The 20,209-nt window shown below is 62.0% G+C and carries 8 protein-coding genes; all 8 read left to right on the top strand.

Annotated elements, in window-relative coordinates:
- The first annotated feature begins 12 nt into the window (after positions 1 to 12).
- The 8 genes from BLU46_RS15240 to BLU46_RS15205 all read left to right on the top strand — a co-directional run bounded on the left by BLU46_RS15240 (position 13) and on the right by BLU46_RS15205 (position 20,208).
- Complete coding sequence (locus BLU46_RS15240) at positions 13 to 645, top strand: hypothetical protein (RefSeq protein ID WP_003218188.1); 633 nt, start codon at positions 13 to 15, stop codon at positions 643 to 645.
- 266 nt (positions 646 to 911) lie between these two features.
- Positions 912 to 2,408: a YdgA family protein gene (locus tag BLU46_RS15235; protein WP_063033655.1), complete on the top strand. Its 1,497-nt coding sequence runs from the start codon at positions 912 to 914 to the stop codon at positions 2,406 to 2,408.
- Between the two features lie 181 nt (positions 2,409 to 2,589).
- Positions 2,590 to 5,043 (top strand): poly-beta-1,6 N-acetyl-D-glucosamine export porin PgaA, encoded by a 2,454-nt coding sequence (gene pgaA, locus BLU46_RS15230; protein WP_093203096.1) that lies wholly within the window; start codon positions 2,590 to 2,592, stop codon positions 5,041 to 5,043.
- 12 nt (positions 5,044 to 5,055) lie between these two features.
- Positions 5,056 to 7,053: a poly-beta-1,6-N-acetyl-D-glucosamine N-deacetylase PgaB gene (pgaB, locus tag BLU46_RS15225; protein WP_093203091.1), complete on the top strand. Its 1,998-nt coding sequence runs from the start codon at positions 5,056 to 5,058 to the stop codon at positions 7,051 to 7,053.
- 3 nt (positions 7,054 to 7,056) lie between these two features.
- Positions 7,057 to 8,403 (top strand): poly-beta-1,6-N-acetyl-D-glucosamine synthase, encoded by a 1,347-nt coding sequence (gene pgaC, locus BLU46_RS15220; RefSeq protein ID WP_003218180.1) that lies wholly within the window; start codon positions 7,057 to 7,059, stop codon positions 8,401 to 8,403.
- Positions 8,400 to 8,882 carry a poly-beta-1,6-N-acetyl-D-glucosamine biosynthesis protein PgaD gene (pgaD, locus tag BLU46_RS15215; protein WP_063033652.1) on the top strand — a complete coding sequence of 161 codons (483 nt, stop codon included), beginning with the start codon at positions 8,400 to 8,402 and terminating at the stop codon, positions 8,880 to 8,882. The genes pgaC and pgaD overlap by 4 nt, the downstream gene beginning before the upstream one ends.
- Positions 8,883 to 9,203: 321 nt before the next feature.
- Positions 9,204 to 10,925 carry a ShlB/FhaC/HecB family hemolysin secretion/activation protein gene (locus tag BLU46_RS15210; protein WP_093203087.1) on the top strand — a complete coding sequence of 574 codons (1,722 nt, stop codon included), beginning with the start codon at positions 9,204 to 9,206 and terminating at the stop codon, positions 10,923 to 10,925.
- Between the two features lie 31 nt (positions 10,926 to 10,956).
- Positions 10,957 to 20,208: a two-partner secretion domain-containing protein gene (locus BLU46_RS15205; protein ID WP_093203082.1), complete on the top strand. Its 9,252-nt coding sequence runs from the start codon at positions 10,957 to 10,959 to the stop codon at positions 20,206 to 20,208.
- Position 20,209: the final 1 nt, after the last annotated feature.

Raw genomic sequence — 20,209 nt, 5'->3', positions numbered from 1 at the left:
GGGATTCCAATAATGAAAAACCCTTATGCTCCCGCTTTCTGGTGCGTGTTCTTCGCACTGGTGTTGCTATCGGCGACTTACTTCTACGGCATCATGTTGGCCCATCAAATCGACAAGGCCATGGTGTTCCTCGACAGCGCCAGCGCGCTGATCGCGGTGCTGTCCATCGGCGTGGTGGCCTGGGCTTCTTACCAGGGCCAGCGAATCAAGCGAAGACTGCTCGAACAAGGCAAGACCCGCGTGGCGATCTGGGACACCAAGGTTGCCCTGCGTCGGGTCGAGACAGTGTTCGACCGCTACTTCTGGGGCAGCTACTGGCAACCGGGGCGCACCTTCCAGGAAGTCATGGGTGAACTGACCGGCACCCCGCTGGAAAAAAGCCTCGAAGCCCTGAAAAAACAGTGCGTGATGCTTGATCGGCAAGTCGCCGACGGACGGCATTGGCTGAATAACGCCCGGGAATTATCCGACGTGGCCACCGCGATGGCGCGGGAGCGTTACCAGCTGGATTTTTATGATCCCAAGTCGGATACGCCGGGCAATGCGGTGATTCACCGTGAGTTTGAAGTGCTGGTGTATACGTGGACGGCGCGGCTGAAGAGCTTTGACCATCAACTCGATGAGATCGAAACCGAGTATTCCTGAATTCTGTGGTGTCTGTACTGACGCCTTCGCGAGCAAGCCCGCTCCCACATTTGATCGAGTTCCATCTTTGGAATGCCGTCGAATGTGGGAGCGGGCTTGCTCGCGAAGGCACTTTACCGTTCACCGCTGAAGCCTGCGCCTATTGAAAAATTGGGCTGCATACGCCAGCCAATGCTAATCTTCCCCGGATTTCGGCGGGCTTGAGCCGACACCCTTCGGGGTTCAGGGAAGACAGCCCACTTCACAGGATTTGATCAGGTCACTACATGAATAAGCCAGCAGTCGTTCTCTTGGGTATCGTCGTCGCCATTGGTGCAATCAGCGCAGGCGGTGCCTGGTACACCGGCAAGCAACTGGAGCCGGTGCTGCAAACCGCCATCCAGGACGCCAACAAGGAACTGCAGACCTCCATGGCCGGTGTCGACGGCACCGTGACCCTCGAACTGGTCTCCCTCGACCGCCAGTTGTTCAGCAGCACCGCCCACTATCGCCTCAAGGCCCAGGGCGCAGTGTTCGGCGAAAACCATCAGGACACCGAACTGCTGTTCGTCGACCATATCGAACACGGCCCGCTGCCGTTCTCGCGCCTGGTATCGCTGAAGTGGTTGCCGGTCATGGCCACCAGTCACTACGAGCTTGAGAAAAACGCCACCACCGAAAAATGGTTCGCCGCCAGCAAAGACGTGTCGCCGCTCAAGGGCGTGGCCAACATCGGCTACAACCGCTCGGTTAACGGCAATGTTGAACTGCTGCCCTTGGAACTCAAGGACGACAAGTCGGCCGTGAGCTTCTCCGGCGCCAACCTGGACTTCGATTCGACTGCTGAAGGCAAGAAGGTGAAGGCCAGCGGCTACATGGACAGCCTCAAAGTCTCGGTGGTCGATGCCAACAACGCCAAGCTGGATGCCGAGCTGAGTGGCCTGACCATCGCCAGCAACCTGGAAAAAACCACCTTTGGTTTCTACACCGGGCAAAACACGGTGGAGTTGACCAACACCAAGGTCACCTTCGGTCCGCAGCAAGCGGTGCTGACCCTCAAGAACTTTGAGCAGAAAGACAGCAGCGAAACCAAGGACAACAACCTGGCCGGCCGTGTCGACTACAAGATCGACGAGATCGGTTACCAGGGCAAGCCAGTGGGTTCGGCGGCCATGGCGGTCAGCATGAAGAACGTCGACATCCCGTCGATGCTGGTGCTGACCAAGCTCTATCAGGAAAAAGTGCAACCGGCCCAAGCCGCTGCGGCGGCTGGCCAGCCCGTACCTGAGTTGCAACTGACCGAAGCCGAGCAGACCCTGGCCCAGGCCAACGTCGACCAACTGCTGGCTGCCAAGCCGCAAGTGGCGGTAGAAAACCTGTCGCTGAAAACCACCAATGGCGAGAGCCGTTTCAACCTGGTGCTGGACCTGGCCAAACCGTCGAGCATGGAACTGCCGCCGGTTGAGCTGGGCAAGCAAATTGTTGCGCTGCTGGATGCCAACCTGACCCTGTCCAAGCCGATGGTCCAGGACGTTGCCGCCCTGCAAGCGCAGATCGGTGGTGTGACCGACCCGAAAGCCATCGAGCAGCAATCCCAGATGGCCAGCGAGATGATCAGCGGCATGGCCGTGGGCACTCAACTGGCGACTCTGGTGGGCACCGATATCGTGTCCAAGCTGCACTACGCCAACAATGAAGTGACCTTCAACGGCCAGAAAATGACCGTCGAGCAATTCATTGGTTTTGTGCTGGGCAAGTTCGGCGCGGTCAGCGGCGCTCAATAAGAATCAGCTCAAAGTGATGTAGGCCAATTCTGAATAATTGTTCGGAATTGGCCTTTTTTGTACCCCTCTCAAGGATATTGCGCCCCAGGAAAGCTTGGCCGCGTCATCAGATGCTGGCCGCCTGGAGTGTCGTGCAGGTGAATTTATCGCTACAGCTTTCCCTGGTGAGGAAGCTGACGACATGTCGCGTAATGTTCATCCCTTTATCCGTCTGGCCCTGTGTAGCCAGTTGCTCTGGCCTGTCGTGGCGTCGGCGGATGCTGCCTATGATTCGCTGATCAATCAGGCCCGCAGCGGCAACTATGGCCCGGCCCTCAATCTGTTGCGCCAATTGCCCGCCGAGCGTCAGACGCCGGGGCAGGTCAGCGATCACCTGTTGATTGCCAGTTGGGCACGCCAGGACACCGAGGTGCTGACGGTCTACGAGGCCCAGGGCCGCAGTCGCACCCTGACCACCCAAGCGTTGGCCACCGTCGCCCGTACCTATCGCAACCAGCAGCGTTGGGAGCCGGCGATTGCCGTGTATCGCCAGGCGCTGCAACGCGAGCCGAATAACCCGGACCTTCAATTGGGCCTGGCCCTGACCCAGGCCGACGCCGGCCAAACCGCCGAGGCCGTACAGCGCACCCGAGCTCTGGTGGCCGCCAAGCCCGACGACGCCGACCGCCGCATGGCCTTGGGTTATGCCCTGACCCGTGCCGGTTCAACCTATGACGCGCTGTTCGAATTCGACCAGGCGTTCATCCGTGCCGGCAACAAACCCGAAGTCGCCCGCGAATACATCATCGCCCTGCAACGCGCGCGCCTGCCGGAACCGGCCCTGCGCCTGGCCGCCCGGCGCCCGGGCCTGTTGGACCCGGTCACCCAGCGCCGCCTCGAAGGCGACCTGGCCGCCGAGCGCGTGCGCCTGGCCGAGTTCGCCTCGCGCAGTGAAAAAGAGCGCTACGTCATCGCCGACCGCGCCCTCAAGGATTACGACCAACTGCTCACTACCTGGACACCGGATGCCACCGCCCATGATGACGTGGTGCGCTGGCGCATCGATCGCCTGGGTGCGCTGAAGGCTCGGGCGCGCACCGCCGAGGTGATCCGCGATTACGAAGTGCTGAAGGGCGAAGGTGTGCAGCTGCCGACCTACGCGCTGCGCTGGGTCGCTGCCGCTTACCTTGACCAGCGCCAGCCGGAAAAGGCCGCGCCGCTGTATCGCCAGGCCTTGGCGGCGAGCGATGCGGACGCCGGCGATCACGTCGAAGACAGCACCGCGTTGTTCTACGCCTTGCTTGAAAACGATCAAGTGGTGGAGGCTCGCGAAGTCGCCGACAACCTGGCGAGCACCCAGAAACCCCGGGTCGAACTCAAGGGCCTGCCCATCGGCAACCCCAACGACGCCTGGATGGACGCCCAACAATTGGCCGCCCAGGCCGGCACCTATGGCGCCGACCTGCCCGCCAGCGAAAAAGGCCTGGAAGCTCTGGTGCAACAGGCGCCCGGAAACATTGGCCTGCACCTGGCCCAAGCTGATATGTACCGCGCCCGCGACTGGCCACGGCGCGCCGAAAACACCCTCAAGGAAACCGAAGCCCAGGCCCCGCGCGACATCGGCCTGGAAGTCTCCCAAGGCCATACCGCCCTGGATCTCCAGGAGTGGCGCCAGCTCGATGCGCTCACCGACGACGTGGTCGACCGCGCCCCGGACAACCGCCAGGTACAGCGCCTCAGCCGCCTGCGGGATGTGCATGACATGGCCGAATTGCGCGTCGAGGCCTACACCGGCAAAAGCAACGGTGGCGGCGATAACGGTGCGGGCGCGGTGTCCGGCAGCCGCGATTTCGGCATCGAAACCTTGCTCTACAGCCCGCCCATCGATGAAGACTGGCGCGTGTTCGGCGGTGTCGGCTACGCCACTGCCGATTTCCAGGAAGGCACCGGCCAACACCGCTGGCAGCGCCTCGGTGTCGAGCGGCGCACCCGCGACATGACCCTTGAAGCCGAGGTCTCCAATCACTCCTACGGCTTTGGCGACAAGCAGGGCGCGCGCATCGCGATTGCCCGGGACATCAATGACCAATGGCAGTACGGCGGTAGCCTCGACTACCTCTCCGCCAGCACCCCGCTGCGGGCGCTGAATGCCGACATTACTGCCAACGGCGGCAGCGGTTTTATCCGCTGGCGCGCCAACGAAAGCCGCGAATGGAAACTGGCCCTGAGCCCGTCCCATTTCAGCGACGGCAACAACCGTCTCGAAGCACTGCTCACCGGTCGCCAGGGCGTGTACAGCTCGCCGGGGGTGCAAGTCGATCTGGGCCTGGAAGTCGGCACCAGCCGCAACACCAAGGAAGACACGCCGTACTTCAACCCGCGCTCGGACTTCAGCGTGCTGCCCACGGCGACCGTCAACCACGTGCTCTACCACCGCTACGAAACCCAGTGGAGCCAGCAGTTCCAGGTGGGGGCGGGCACCTACAGCCAGCGCGATTACGGCACCGGCGGCGTTGCATTGGTGGGCTACGGCCAGCGGTTTCGCTGGAACGACGTGCTCGAAACCGGCGCCAACCTCAGCTGGATCAGCCGACCTTATGACGGTGAGCGCGAAAGCGATCTGCGCCTGATCGTCGACCTCACCTACCGCTTCTAGAAGAGTCCGATCATGCCTGTCTTGTCCCGTTGCCTGTTGGCCCTGGGGTTAATGCTGAGCAGCGCTTGCGCCCAGCAACCCGCGCCTTTCACTCCACCCGCCGAGCGGCTCAAGCCCGCCAACGAAGCGGCGTGGCCGAAGAACCACTTTCTCGGTATCGCCTACCACGACATCGAGGACCGCGACCCTGATCAGGCGGTGGTGGCCGTACGTACCGAGCGTTTGATCGAACAGCTGGCGTGGTTGCGGGAGAACGGCTACCAGCCGGTCACCGTCGACCAGATCCTCGCCGCCCGCAACGGCGGCCCGGAGCTGCCGGCGAAGGCGATCATGCTCAGCTTCGATGACGGCTACGCGAGCTTCTACACCCGTGTGATGCCGATCCTGCGCAGCTACAACTGGCACGCATTGCTGGCGCCGGTGGGTTCGTGGGTGGATACGCCGCTGAACCAACCGGTGGATTTCGCCGGCACGCCACGGCCGCGTTCGGACTTCCTGACCTGGCAGCAGGTGCGTGAAATCGCCCAATCCGGCCTGGTGGAAATCGCCGCGCACACCGACGCCAACCACAAGGGCGTACTGGCCAACCCACAGGGCAACCTGCAACCGGCCGCCACCACCCGACGCTTTGACCCGGCCACCCATCGCTACGAAACCGAAGCCCAGTTCCAGGCGCGGATGCGCACCGACGTGACGGCGATCTCCAACAAGATCCGCGCCGTCACCGGCAAGGCGCCGCGCGTGTGGGTGTGGCCTTACGGCGCTGCCGATGGCACCTCGCTGGCGGTGGTGGGCGAGCAAGGCTACCAGATGGCCCTGACCCTGGAAGACGGTCTCGACAGCCTCGGCAACCTGATGAGCAGCCCGCGTTTCCTGGTGGCCTCCGACCCGGACGGCGAACACTACGCCAACGCCATCGTCGCGACCCAGACTGAAGCCCCGCTGCGGGTGCTGCATGTAGACCTGGACAACGTCTACGACCCGGACCCGGAGCAGCAGGCGCGCAACCTCGACAAACTGGTCCAGCGCGTGGTCGACATGGGCGCCAGCACCGTGTTCCTGCAAGCCTTCGCCGACCCCAAGGGCGATGGCCTGGTGCGTTCGCTGTACTTCCCCAACCGCCATTTGCCGGTGCGCGCCGACCTGTTCAACCGTGTCACCTGGCAACTGCGCACCCGGGCTCACGTGAACGTATTTGCCTGGATGCCGGTGCTCAGCTTCGCCCTCGATGCGAAGCTGCCCCGTGTCACCCGTTGGGACCCGGAAACCGGCAAGGTCGCCATCGACCCGGACCAGTACCAGCGCCTGTCGCCGTTCGATCCGAAGGTGCGGCAGATCATCGGCGAAATCTACGAAGACCTTGCCCGCACCAGTGCCATCGACGGCGTGCTGTTCCACGACGACGCGGTGCTGTCGGACTTCGAAGACGCCAGCCCGCTGGCGCTCAAGGCCTACGCCGCCAATGGCCTGCCGGACACCATCGAAGCCCTGCGCGCCGACCCTGCGGTGATGCAGCGCTGGACGCGTTTCAAGAGCCGCTACCTGATCGACTTCACCCATGAACTGACCGCCAAGGTCCGCACGCTGCGCGGCCCGCAGGTGCAGACCGCACGCAACATCTTCGCCGAGCCGATGCTCAACCTGGGCAGCGAAGCCTGGTTCGCGCAGAACCTCGACGACTTCCTCACCAGCTACGACTGGACCGCGCCCATGGCCATGCCGCTGATGGAAGGCCAGGACCTCAAGGGCTCCAACGCCTGGCTGGAAAAGCTCGTGGCCACCGTCAAGGCCCGCCCCGGCGCGCTGCAACGCACAGTCTTCGAGTTGCAAGCCAAAGACTGGCGCACCTCGGCCGCTCCAGATCTGGACGGTGCGCAAATGGCCGAGTGGATGGGCGTGCTCAAGCGTCAGGGCGTGACCAGTTTTGGCTACTACCCCGACAACTTCCTGGAGAACTCGCCGGATCTGAAAACCGTGCGTCCGGCCCTTTCCAACCAGTGGAATCCTTGACTCATGTTCGACAGAATCCTCGCGCTTATCGTCTTGTCATTGGTATTGGGTGTGCCCCTTGGGCTGATCTTTTTGGTCACCGGGCAGTTCCTGATGGACTTCGTATTCTTCTATCCGCTGTTCATGTCCGGCTTGTGGATCGCTGGCGGCCTGTACTTCTGGCTGCACTGGGAGCGCCATTGGCCGTGGGCGGATGACACGCCGGCGCCGGTGCTGGCCGGTGAGCCACTGATCTCGATCCTGATCCCTTGCTACAACGAAGGCGACAACGCCGCCGAAACCATCGGCGCCGCGTTGGCCCAGCAGTACCGCAACATTGAAGTGATCGCGATCAACGACGGCTCCAGCGACAACACCGCCGCCGTGCTCGATGCGCTGGCGCTGAAAGAACCGCGTCTGCGGGTGCTGCACCTTGCGCAAAACCAGGGCAAGGCCGTGGCCTTGCGCATGGGTGCGGTAGCCGCGCGCAGCGAATACCTGGTGTGCATCGACGGCGATGCGTTGCTCTCGCCGAACACCGCGGCGTACCTGGTGGCGCCGATGCTCGACAACCCGCGCCTGGGGGCCGTCACCGGCAACCCGCGGATTCGCACGCGCTCCACCTTGATCGGCCGGGTGCAGGTGGGCGAGTTCTCTTCGATCATCGGCTTGATCAAGCGCACCCAGCGGGTCTTCGGGCGGATCTTCACCGTCTCCGGCGTGGTGGTGGCGTTTCGGCGGGCGGCCCTGGACCGGGTCGACTACTGGAGCACCGACATGATCACCGAAGACATTGACGTGAGCTGGAAGCTGCAACTGGACCACTGGAGCATCTTCTACGAGCCCCGCGCGCTGTGCTGGATCCTGATGCCGGAAACCCTCGGCGGCCTGTGGAAGCAGCGCCTGCGCTGGGCCCAGGGTGGCGCCGAAGTGCTGTTCAAGAACATCCGGGGCATCTGGCAATGGCGCCATCGCTACCTGTGGCCGCTGCTGTTCGAGTACTGCCTGTCCACCGGCTGGGCCTTCACCTTTTTGCTTTCGGTGATCTTTTGGGCCGTGGGCAAAGTCGTGACGCTGCCCGCCGCCATCGCCGTCGACTCGCTGATGCCGCCGGCCTTCACCGGCTTGCTGTTGGCGGTGGTGTGCCTGGTGCAGTTCGCGGTGAGCATCATGATCGACCGGCGCTATGAAAAGGGCCTGTGGAAAACCCTGTTCTGGACCGTCTGGTACCCGCTGGTGTTCTGGTTGGTGAGCCTGTTCACCACCCTGGTCAGCTTCCCCAAAGTGTTGTTCCGCCAACACCAGAAACGCGCGCGCTGGGTCAGCCCGGATCGCGGTATCAAAGCCCCCACTACGGATGTGCAGCCATGAACCTGATCCGAACCCAACAGCGCCCGGTGATGTGGGCGATCGACGTATTCCTGACCCTGCTGGCCTGGGCCGGGCTGATCCTCCTGCTGGTGCGCGGCATGGTGCCGATGCTCGACAGCCACGGCGGCCCGCGGATCGAAGCGCCGATTTTTGCGGCGCTGGACACCTTGCAGATCTACCTGTGGATCGCTGTGTTCAACGCGGTGGTGCTGATCGGTTGGGCGCGTTACCAGCAGCAACGCGGCAAGCGGTTTGCCCAGCGCCGTTCGGCGGCCAAGGCCCTGAGCGACCAGCGTTTGAGCGACAGCTTCAGCCTGGGGGAAGGTGACCTGGAGCAACTGCGCCGCCCGGGTGTGCTGGTGATTCATAACGACCACGAAGGGGGCGTGCAGGAAGTGACAGCCCATGTGTCCCGGCATGTGGAGCGGCCAGGGTTGAAGTTGGTAGCGGGGCAGGAGCGGACCAAGGAGGTTGGTTAACCGGGATGCCGAAAAATGGGATCCAATTCACAAAATAACTGCGAACTTTTCCCATCTTTTGGCTACTAACCAGTCTTGATACCGCATTGATGGCCAAGTAATGGCAATTGTAAGCGCCACCATTGGAGGTGTATCAAAACTGTTACCGCTTGTCGGAATAAAAATTCCAATTGCAAGCAATTAAACGTTGCATGATTTATTTGTTGTTAATAATCAGCAACTTATATGCCTGTTAAACATAACTTCCCACTAAGCCAGAATCTTGGCCCACCGGAAGTTCGATGTTAGTTTGCCGGCCCCCGCTTTTTCGACGGATCGAACATGTCTTTATTACTGCCACGGACTCGGCTGCTGCTGGGCGTTTGCCTGCTGACTTGCTTCGCACTCAATAGTGCGACGGCTGCGCCCACGCCTGGCGATCAGGACCTGATCCGTGATCGGCAAAACCGTCTGCTGGAAGAACAGCGCCGGCGCCTTGAAGACCTCAAGGAACTGCCCGGCAAAGAAGCCAAGCCCGAAGCGCCTGCCACCCCGGCTGACACCCGCTGCTTCCCGATCAAAGACATCGAACTCAAGGGCGCCGACAGCCTGCCTGCACCGGACCGCGATCGCCTGCTCAAGCCGTATATCGGCCAGTGTCTGGGCGTGTCCCAGCTCAATCAAGTGCTCAAGGCGATCACGGACTACTACATCGACAAAGGCATGGTCACCAGCCGTGCTTACTTGCCGCAGCAGGACCTGTCCACCGGCCACCTCCAGGTGTTGGTGGTGGAAGGCAAACTCGAAGGCTTGAAGGGCGCCGACGGCAGCAACCTGTCCCAACGCGAGCTGGCCATGGCCTTTCCCGGCAAGGTTGGCGAGCAGCTCAACCTGCGGGAAATCGAGCAGTTGGTGGACCAGTTGAACCGCTTGCCGTCCAAGCAGGCACAAATGGAACTGACCCCCGGCAGCCAGGTGGGCGGCAGTGAAGTACAGGTCAAGAACGTCCCGCAAAAGCCCTGGCGCGCCAGCCTGTCGCGCAATAACGACGGGCAGAAAAGCACCGGCGAACAGCAGTGGGGCGCCGGCCTTGAGTGGGACAGCCCGCTGGGCCTGGCCGACCAGCTTGTGTTGCGCGGCGGCCACGATGCCGTCAGCGACCACCAGAAAACCTCGAAAAACACCATGCTTTACTACAACGTGCCGTGGGGCTGGTGGAACTTCAGCTACACCTACAGCGAGAGTGATTACCGCACCTTTGGCGTAACCAACGACTTTAAATTCAAGCAGAACGGCGACAACGAAAACCACCAACTGCGCGCCGAGCGCGTGATCCATCGTGACGACGTGAGCAAGACCTCGGTGAACGTCGGCGTGTCGCACCTGCGCACCAACAACTACATCCTCGACGTGCGCACCGAGCCCAGCAGCAACCGCCTCAGCGAACTGCAACTGGGCATCAACCACGGCCGCCGCATCGGCAATGCCTTCGTCAACCTCGACCTGGGCATGCAGAACGGTATCGGCGCCTTCGATGCCCAAGCTGAAAACGAGCGCGATCAGTACGGCAATCGCCTGCCCAACGCGCGCTACCGCAAATACACCGCCACCGTCAGCTACTTGCAGCCGTTCACGCTGTGGGGCGAGTCGTTCAGTTTTTCCAGCCTGGCCACCGGCCAACGCAGTGAAGACATCCTGTTCAGCCCCCAGCGCATGAGCCTCGGCGGTTCGGCCTCGGTGCGCGGTTTCAAAGACCAGCAGCTCACCGGCGACAGCGGCGGCTACTGGCGCAACGACGTGCGCTGGGCGCGCCCGGTGACCTGGGACTGGATGCGCCCGGCCTTTGCCGAATACGGCGCCAGCGTCGGCTACGACCAGGGTGTGATCAGCAACGACCGCTACAACGGTGAAGTGCATGGCCGGGTCTCGAGCAACTCGTTGGAGTTGTTCGCCCGTGGCAAATACGTCAGCACCAGCGTGACCTTTGCCCATTCCCTGGAACGCCCGGCAGTGATGAGCGAGCGCGAAGCGCCGATCTACTTCCGCATGGATTTCTTCCTGTAATTCAACGCCCCGTTACATCGAGAATATGACAATGGATGTTCGCCACTTTGCCTTCCTGGCCCGCCAACCTTCTGCTGCGCTGAAACCGCGAGACTCGTTCTTCGGCCTGCCCAAGCGCGGCCTGGTGCTGATCCTGGCCAACGCGCTGTTCTGGCAGCCGCTGCTGGCCCAGGCCGAAGGCATTGTGGTCAGCGCGCCGGGCACCACCGTCGGCCAGGCCGGCAATGGCGTACCGGTGGTGAACATCGCCACCCCCAATGGCAGTGGCTTGTCCCATAACCAATTCAAGGACTACAACGTCGGCCCCAACGGCGTGATCCTCAACAACGCCAACGGCCCCATGACGAACACCCAGCTGGGTGGCTACATCGTCGGCAACCCCAACCTCAAGGGCGGCGCGGCCAGCGTCATCCTCAACGAAGTCAACGGCGGCAGCCCCAGCCAACTGCGCGGCTACACCGAAGTGGCGGGCCAGTCGGCCAAAGTCATCGTCGCCAACCCGTACGGCGTTACATGCAGCGGTTGCGGCTTTATCAACACCCCCAACGTGACCCTCACCACCGGCAAACCGGTGCTCGACGCCAGCGGCCAGTTGCAGCGCTACCAGGTTGACGGCGGCGCCGTGACCATCGACGGCGAAGGCTTGAATGCCAGCAACGTCGACCGCTTCGAAATCATCACCCGCTCGGCCAAGATCAATGCGCAGATCAATGCACGGGAATTGACCGTCATTGCGGGGCGTAACGACGTCGATGCCAACAGCCTGAAAGCCACCGCGCGCGCCAATGACGGCAGCGCAAAGCCCGAACTGGCCATCGACTCCTCGGCATTGGGCGGCATGTACGCCGGTGCGATCAAACTGGTGGGCACCGAGGCCGGCGTGGGCGTGAAGCTCGACGGTACCTTGGCCGCCAGTGGTGGGGATATCCAGTTGGATGCCAATGGGCGCCTGAGCATGGCGCAGACGGCGACCACCGGTAACCTCAAGGTCACCGCGCAGAACGTGAACCTGACCGACAAGGTCTACGCCACCGGCAATGTGCAGGTGAGCAGTGCCGAAGAATTGGTCAACCAGAAGAGCCTGGCCGCTGGCCAGCGCATCGAGCTCAACGCCACCACCGTCACCAACCCGGGCATCATCGAAGCGGGCGTGCAGGCCGATAACAGCCGCAATGCCACGGGCGACGTGGTGGTTAACGCGCAGAGCGTGAACACCAGCGGTGACCTGCTGGCCAGCCGCGCGTTGGCGATCACCGCCGCGCAGGCGCTGACCAACCAGGGCAGCATCATCCAGGGCAAAACCGTCAGCGTCAGCACGGCCAAGCTGACCAACCAAGGCGCCACCGCCCGTGTGTACGGCGAGCAAAGCCTGGCGATCAGCGCGCCGGCCATCGTCAACCTGGGCGGGTTGATTCGCTTCGGTGAAGGCCAGGCCGCGACTCTCGACAGCGCCTCTTTGGACAACCGCCAAGGCCGCATCGAAATGTCCGGTGGCAGCCTGGTGCTGACCAGCGCCGCACTCAACAACAGCGGCGGGCAAGTGATCGCCAACGGCCTGACCGTCAACGCTGGCAGCCTGAATAACCAGAACGGCAAGCTGATTGCCAGCGCCCTCACGGTGAACGCCAGCGACCTCGACAACAGCCTCAAGGGCCTGATCCAGGCTGACAACGGCGCACTGAACCTCACCGTTGCCAATGGGTTCAACAACAGCCAGGGTTTTGCCCAGGCCAGCACCGACCTGAACCTCAACGCCGGCAACCTCAGCAGCAACGCCAATGGCGTACTGAGCGCCAACACCGGCAAGTTGACCCTCGTCACCGCGCAACAGCTCAATAACGCCCAAGGCCGCTTGCAGGCCGGGCAGGGCGATGTCGAGTTGCGCGCGGCGAACCTGGATAACCAGAGCGGCGTAATCGTCGGCAAACAACTGCTGCTCGACGTGACCGGCGGTGACATCGACAACCGCGCCGGGCGCGTGGTGGGCGACCAACTCGACGTGCGCGCCTCCGGCCTCGACAACCGCAACGCCGGCCTGCTGGCCGGTGGCGCGCCGGGCGTGAGCCTGCTGCTCAAAGGCCCGGGCCAATTGCTCAATGCCCAAGGCCGTATTCAAAGCGAAGGCCTGTTGCAGGTACAAGGCGAGCGGCTGGACAACAGCGCCGGCATCCTGATCGGCACCTCGGTTGACGTCACCGCGCAGACCCTCAACAACAGCAACAAAGGCTCGCTGGTCAGCAATGGCGGCGACGTGACCCTCAACGTCAGCGACCTGCTGACCAACGCAGGCGGGGTCATCGACGCTGGCGAGCGCAGCGTGCTGGTCAAGGCGCTCACCACCCTCGACAACAGTGGCGGCACCCTGCGCGGCAAGCGCCTCGACATCGCCGCGCAGCACCTGAACAACGATGGCGGCCAGCTGCTGGCCGGTAACCAGGGCCTGAGCTACAGCGGCCAGGACGCGACCAACCGCAAAGGCCTGATGCTCAGCGGCGGCGCACCTACCCAACTGGATACCGGCAGCCTGGATAACACTGGCGGCACCGTGCAAGGCGACACCCTGACCATCACCGCCGACAGCGTGAACAACGCCAGCAACGGCACGTTGGCCAGCCTGGTGGGTAACCTGCAACTGACCGTCGAAGCCCTGGCCAACCAAGGTGGCAAGCTGTTCGGTAAAGAACAGGTGACGATCACCGGCAACACCCTCAACAACAGCGCGGGCGGCCAGATCAGCGGCAACCAACTCAACCTGACTTCACGCGACACGCTCACCAACCAAGGCGGCCTGATTGAAGCCAACCAGGGCCTGACCCTCAACGGTGGCAACCTCGACAACAGCGCACGCGGGCAACTGCGTGCGCTGGCCGGTGCCAGCAGCAGCCTCAACCTCAGCGGCACCCTGAACAACCAGGACGGCACCCTCGAGTTCGGCAGCACAGCCTTCAGCCTCGATGCCACGCACCTGAACAACCAGGGTGGCCAGTTGCAGCACGCGGGCAACGGCCTGTTCCGCATCAACACCGCCAGCCTCACCGGCAGCCAGGGCAACATCAATGGCATGGGCACCGCTGACTGGGCATTCGGCAGCGTCGACGGCCTGGGCCGTCTGCAACTGAACGAAGTGCTCACGTACAAAAGCAGCCAGGGCCTGACCCTCAAGGCCGGCGACCGCATGGCCAGCAGCAAGGGCCTGATCCTCGATGTGGCCAGCCTTAACAACGGCGGCGAACTGCTCAGCGACGGCGACCTCAGCCTCAGGCTGAGCGGCGACCTGAGCAACAGCGGGCGCATCGCAACCCTGCAAAACCTCAGCGTGACCGCCAACAACCTCAGCCAGAACGGCGGTCGCCTCGCGGGCAGCAACACCCAGCTCAAACTGAGCGGCACCCTCGACAGCCTCGGTTTCCTCACCGCGCGTCAGCAACTGGATATCGCAGCGGCCCAAATCAATAACCGCGGCACCCTCGGCGCCCAGGGCGCAGTGAATCTGACGGCCGTCAACGGCATCACCAATAGCGCCGATTCGCTGCTGTTCAGCGGTGGCGACATGACCCTGCGCGCCAATGGGTTCAGCAACAGCTACGGCGACGTCTACAGCAAAGGCAACCTGACCTTTGCCGGTGTGGATGGCGGGCGTGCGGTGCTGTTCAGCAACCGCTCCGGCACCGTAGAAAGCGAAGGTTCGATTGGCATCAACGCCGGCTTTATCGAGAACGCCAAAGACGTTTTCGAATTGGGACAAACCCTCGAGACCGGGAGCCTGAGCTGGGTGTGTGGGCAGCACTGCGGCGAGAAAGACGACTGGCGGCGCGGCACAATCACCATCAACGAAACCTACCTGGAAAAAGCGATCCAGGATTCGGTATCGGCGCGGCTCGTAGCTGGCCAAAACATGCTGCTGCAAGGCGACACCGTGCAGAACCGCTACAGCCTGATGGCGGCCAATGGCAACCTGAGCATCGCGGCCGTCGACCTGCTCAACCAGGGCGCGAGTACGCGCACCGGGCAGCGCAAAATTGTCATCGGCACCCCAGGGCACGTCGACAAGCACCTGTGGGAACGCATGGAATACGTCGATGTGCCTGCGTTCAACAACGCGACGGCGGCCGGGAATTTCAACAAGGCAACGTTTGAAGCGCTGAAAGCGCTGTCGCCCAATAGCGATCCGTTCCGGCAATCGAGTGACGTCACCACCTGGACGCCCAACGGCGGCCTCGCCTACGACGCCACCCTGCAAGCCGGCGGCACCGTCGACCTGTCCAAAGTCACCAACAAAATACAAAACGGCACGCTGCACGAGAACACCCTGGAGCAACTGACCGGCACCCTCGGCAATGACCAGACCGGCATCCCCGTTGGCGGCATCAATATCAACCTCAGCAAGCACGTCAACGACGCCAGCGCCCAGGCGCCCGGCAGCGTGCTGCCGGTGGCCACCCTCGCACCGGGCGGTGGCTTCGTGCCGGTGGACTACACCGGCACGCCGTTCGCCCCGGTCGACCCCACCACCTCGCCATACTTCCAGCTGCCCAAGGGTGAATACGGCCTGTTCGTCAAAAACGCCGACCCCACCAGCCACTACCTGATCGAAACCAACCCCGAGTTCACCACGGCATCGGGCTTCTTCAGCTCCGACTACATGCTCGGCAAACTCGGCTTCAACAGCGACAACGCCTGGCGCCGCCTCGGCGATGGCCAATACGAGACCCGCCTGATTCGCGACGCGGTACTCGCACAAACCGGCCAACGCTTCCTCGCCGGTGGCCTGCTCAGCGACGCCGACCAGTTCCGCTACCTGATGGACAACGCCCTCGCCAGCAAAGACGCCCTGCGCCTGAGCGTCGGCGTGTCCCTCACCGGCCAGCAAGTCGGCGCCCTGACCCACGACATCGTGTGGATGGAAAACCGCGTGGTCGACGGCCAGACCGTCCTCGTGCCGGTGCTCTACCTGGCCCAGGCCGAATCGCGCAACGTGCGCGGCAACAGCCTGATCCAAGGCCGCGACCTCAACCTCGTCACCGGTGGCGACCTGGTTAACGTCGGCACCCTGCGCGCCAGCAACAACCTCAGCGCCGCGAGTGGCGGCAGCCTCTACAACGGCGGCCTGATCGAAGCCGGCAACAACCTGAGCCTGCTGGCCCAAGACAGCATCCGTAACGCCATGGGCGGCGAAATTCGAGGCAATCAAGTCAGCCTTACCACCCTCAAAGGCGACATTACCAACGACAACACCGCGATCCAAGTGCGTGAAGGCGTCGGCATGCGCACCCTCACCGACGCCAGCGCAAGCACCATCACCGCACGCGGCAACTTCGCCATCGATGCCGGCCGCGACCTCAACAACCACGGCGCCCTGGTCGCGGGTAACGACGCCAGCCTCAGCGCCGGCCGCGACCTGAACCTGGTCGCCGTCAGCGACACCAGCGTGATCCACAACACCATTGATGGCGGCGAAAAATCCACCATCACCACCGACGTCAAAAACCTCGCAGCCAGCGTCATGGCGGGCGGCAACGTCAACATGCAGGCCGGGCAAGACGTCAACATTATTGGCAGCACCGCCACCGCCGGTAAGGACCTGAACATTCAGGCTGGGCGCGATTTCAACGTGACCTCTGTCAGTGATGTGCACAACGTCGAGGGCAAAGAAAAAGACGGTAAAAAACGCATCAAGACGGTCGATGAGCAGACCACGCAGTTGGCCAGTGTGCTGACGGCGGGCGCGGACTTTAAGAGCCAGGCCGGGCGCGACACCACGATTGTGGCGAGTAAGATCAGTGCGGGGAATGAGGCTTATCTGTATAGCGGGGATAAGTTGAACCTGCTGGCGGCGCAGAACAGTACGCATACTTTGTATGACATGAAGGAGAACGGTGGCTGGGGTGCGAAAAAAGCCAAGCGCGACGAAGTCACCCAAACCACCAACGTCGGCACTGAGATCAAGACCGCTGGCAACCTGACTCTCGTCAGTAACGGCGACCAGCTCTACCAGGTCGCCAAGCTCAACAGCGGCAACGACCTGATCCTGAAAAGCGGCGGCGCCGTGACGTTTGAAGGCGTGAAGGACTATCACGACGAGAGCCATACCAAGAGCAAGAGCAACATGGCTTGGTTCTCGATGAAGGGCAAAGGCAAAACCGATGAGACCCTGCGCCAGAGCGAACTGGTTGCAAAGGGGCAAACCGTCATCCAAGCCGTGAACGGCCTGAAAATCGACGTCAAGCAGGTCGACCAGCAAACCGTCAGCCAGACCATCGACACGATGGTCAAGGCCGACCCGCAATTGGCCTGGCTCAAGGAAGCCGAGAAGCGCGGCGATGTGGATTGGAGGCAGGTAAAAGAGCTGCATGACTCCTTCAAGTACAGCAACTCTGGCATGGGGCAGGGTGTCATGCTGGCGGTCATTATTATCGTGACCGTGCTGACGGCAGGCGGTGCGAGTGCGATGGCTGGCTGGGCCGCAGGCGCGACAGCGGGCTCAGGGACAGCCATGGCCGCCGGCACAGCTGCGGTTGCGGCAACTAGTACGTCGGCGGCAGTTGCCGCCACCAGTGCCGGGCTAGGCAACATGATGGCCACCGCCGCACTGACCTCGCTGGCCAGCACCGGTGCTGTGAGCACGATCAACAACAAAGGCAACATCGGCGTTGCGCTCAAGGATACCTTCAGCAGCAGTAGCCTGAAAAACGCCGCCATCGCGGGGCTGGCAACCGGGGCGTTGAACTACGCAGACAGTAATTGGTTCAAGGGCGCGAGCCCGGCCGACGGTGCGGGCGCGAAAGTCACCACAGCGGGGCCGGTACAAAACCCAGGCTATTCCAGTGACTGGCTCAGTTGGCAAAAAGCACAGGATGCGGTGCTGCGCGGCGGCACCCATGCCGTCATCGAAAGTGGCATCTCCACCGCCATCAACGGCGGCAGCTTGCAAGACAACCTCGGTTCAGCCTTGGTCTCGCAAGGTTTCGACCTTGCCGCAGCGGCGGGCAATAAGGGCCTTGGCAACCTCGCGAACGAACTGGACCTGAGCCCCGGCTCAACGCAGAAGGTCTTGATGCATGCTCTCCTCGGTGGCGCGCTTTCAGCGGCCCGAGGCGGCGACTTCAAGACCGGCGCCATTGCCGCCGGTGCGGCAGAGGGCTTGACGGCGATTGCGAACGAGAACCTCGGTAAGTACCTGGATGAGCGTTTCGCCACCGATGATCAATTCAAAGTCGCCACCGCGCAGCTCATTGGTATTGCTGCCGGCTCGCTGGTTAACGGCAACCCGAATGACGCCGCGTGGGTGGCGGGCAATGTTGAGCGTTACAACGAGCAGTTGCACCCAAGAGCGCCTGAGCTGATTGAAAAGCAAGCGCCTGCGCTGGCAGCGGCAAAAGGCATCAGTGTCGAAGAAGCCACGCGACTGATGGGCGTTGCCCTGGCGTACAACACCGATGAAGGTTGGAGCAAGTCGATCTCGCAAAAAGACGTAGACGCTATCGACACGGCTACTTTGCAGCATCTGGGTCTTGCGCTTACACCTATTGCAGATCAATACGCCCGAACCGACGCTTCCGCAGACGGCAGTAAGCGGGGGTACTCAGGTAATGAAACAGCGGCCTTGATTCTTGATTTCCGCACGACTCGGCCGACTGCTTACAAAGACAGCACTATAAACATCGACTACCTGGGTGATCCGAAAGGGCGTAACACCCAAGGGTTGGTAGATTTTTACGAGACTAACCTGGATTACAGCGGCAAACCGACTGACTACGGCGACGTTGCCAAAGGCCTGGCAGTAGGGGCTGGCCGCAGTCTATGGGGGTCAGTGCAAGGTCTTGCCAAGACTGCCGGTGGGCTTTTAGGTAATAGCAGCCCACTGGAAATGACCGACGGCCTGCTGGGGCCGATTGCCGACCCGACGGTGGACCGCGGCGGTCAAATGATCACCAGGCAGACGGGCAGGGAATTTGTCTCGAGCTTGCAAGGCAACAGCTATGAGTCAGCGGCGCAAGTCACTGAGTTAATGACTGATGGTTTGACCATGATCGCGCCTTCCGGCCGATTTGGGCAGGTTTCCAAGGTTGGCGAGGCTTCAAGCGTCGTCAGGGCCGACGGCGCACTTGTGGCCCGTAGCGACGTCGGTTTGACCAACGTGGGCCGCCAGGAAACGCTTGGCAGCAGCGGCATCGCACGCGTTGCGGATGACATCCCGAACTATGGCCTGACCCCCAACAGCCTTGACTCCGCCGTGCGCTTCGAGCGCACCGGCGCCAATGCGACAGCCCCGACCACCTCGATTGGGAAATACGAGCAAACCGCTTACACCGGCGATGTGGGCAGCTTCGCCAGGGCCGATGACTTGTTCGCGACCCGACGCGATGACGTCGTTCTCTCGAAATACAAAGAGCCCTGCTGCTTCGCGGCCGGCACCAAAGTCTCGACCCCCAACGGCGACCGCACCATCGAGTCGCTCAAAGTCGGTGACGTGGTCTGGAGCAAACCCGAAAAAGGCGGCAAACCCTTCGCCGCTAAAATTCTGGCCACCCATCAGCGCTCCGACCAACCGATTTACCGCCTCAAGCTGAAAAGCGTTCGCGTAGACGGCAAAGCGGAAGGCGAAACCCTGCTGGTCACCCCTGGCCACCCGTTCTACGTACCGGCCAAGCGCGACTTTATCTCTGTTATCGACCTGAAGCCGGGGGACCTGCTGCAATCCCTGGCAGACGGCGACACGGATAACACATCGTCTGAAGTTGAGTCGCTGGAGCTTTACCTGCCAGTGGGTGAGACGTACAACCTGACGGTTGATGTGGGGCATACGTTCTACGTTGGGGATCTGAAGACGTGGGTGCACAATACGGGGCCGTGTGCGCTGCCGGAGGGGTATTTCGAAGCTAAAGCAGCAGATACTGCGAAGGTCGGATTTGCTGAAGGCAAAATTGCAGGAGAGGCATCGGACTTACTAGCTCGGCCTGCCCCCGTACATCATATCTGTACCAATAAAAACTGCGTATCTACTGCCCGTGGGGGCCCATGGACTCCGAAATTTGAAGCGATTTTCACAAGAGCTGGACTCGATTTGGATGACGCTATTAACAAAGTAGCTGTTCCTGGTCATAAAGGACCTCACCCTCAAGACTATCACGCCTATATATATGATCAGCTTCAGTCTGCTACTGTCGGTGTTCCGGCCAACACAAGCGCTTATAAAAATGCTATAGAGTTGACCTTGGAACGGATTAAAGTCGAGGCTGTTACGCCAGGCAGTCAAGTAAACCGTTGGTTAAAAAAAGAGTAAT

Origin of the sequence: Pseudomonas yamanorum (assembly GCF_900105735.1) — a bacterium.
Classification (GTDB): Bacteria; Pseudomonadota; Gammaproteobacteria; order Pseudomonadales; family Pseudomonadaceae; genus Aquipseudomonas; species Aquipseudomonas yamanorum.
Note: the sequence above shows the minus strand (reverse complement) of the source record. Positions and strands in the feature narration are given on the sequence as shown.

Bases quoted from the DNA above. Each gene is read 5' to 3' on its own strand.
- BLU46_RS15240 (WP_003218188.1), top strand. From the start codon at position 13: ATGAAAAACCCTTATGCTCCCGCTTTCTGGTGCGTGTTCTTCGCACTG.
- BLU46_RS15235 (WP_063033655.1), top strand. From the start codon at position 912: ATGAATAAGCCAGCAGTCGTTCTCTTGGGTATCGTCGTCGCCATTGGT.
- pgaA (WP_093203096.1), top strand. From the start codon at position 2,590: ATGTCGCGTAATGTTCATCCCTTTATCCGTCTGGCCCTGTGTAGCCAG.
- pgaB (WP_093203091.1), top strand. From the start codon at position 5,056: ATGCCTGTCTTGTCCCGTTGCCTGTTGGCCCTGGGGTTAATGCTGAGC.
- pgaC (WP_003218180.1), top strand. From the start codon at position 7,057: ATGTTCGACAGAATCCTCGCGCTTATCGTCTTGTCATTGGTATTGGGT.
- pgaD (WP_063033652.1), top strand. From the start codon at position 8,400: ATGAACCTGATCCGAACCCAACAGCGCCCGGTGATGTGGGCGATCGAC.
- BLU46_RS15210 (WP_093203087.1), top strand. From the start codon at position 9,204: ATGTCTTTATTACTGCCACGGACTCGGCTGCTGCTGGGCGTTTGCCTG.
- BLU46_RS15205 (WP_093203082.1), top strand. From the start codon at position 10,957: ATGGATGTTCGCCACTTTGCCTTCCTGGCCCGCCAACCTTCTGCTGCG.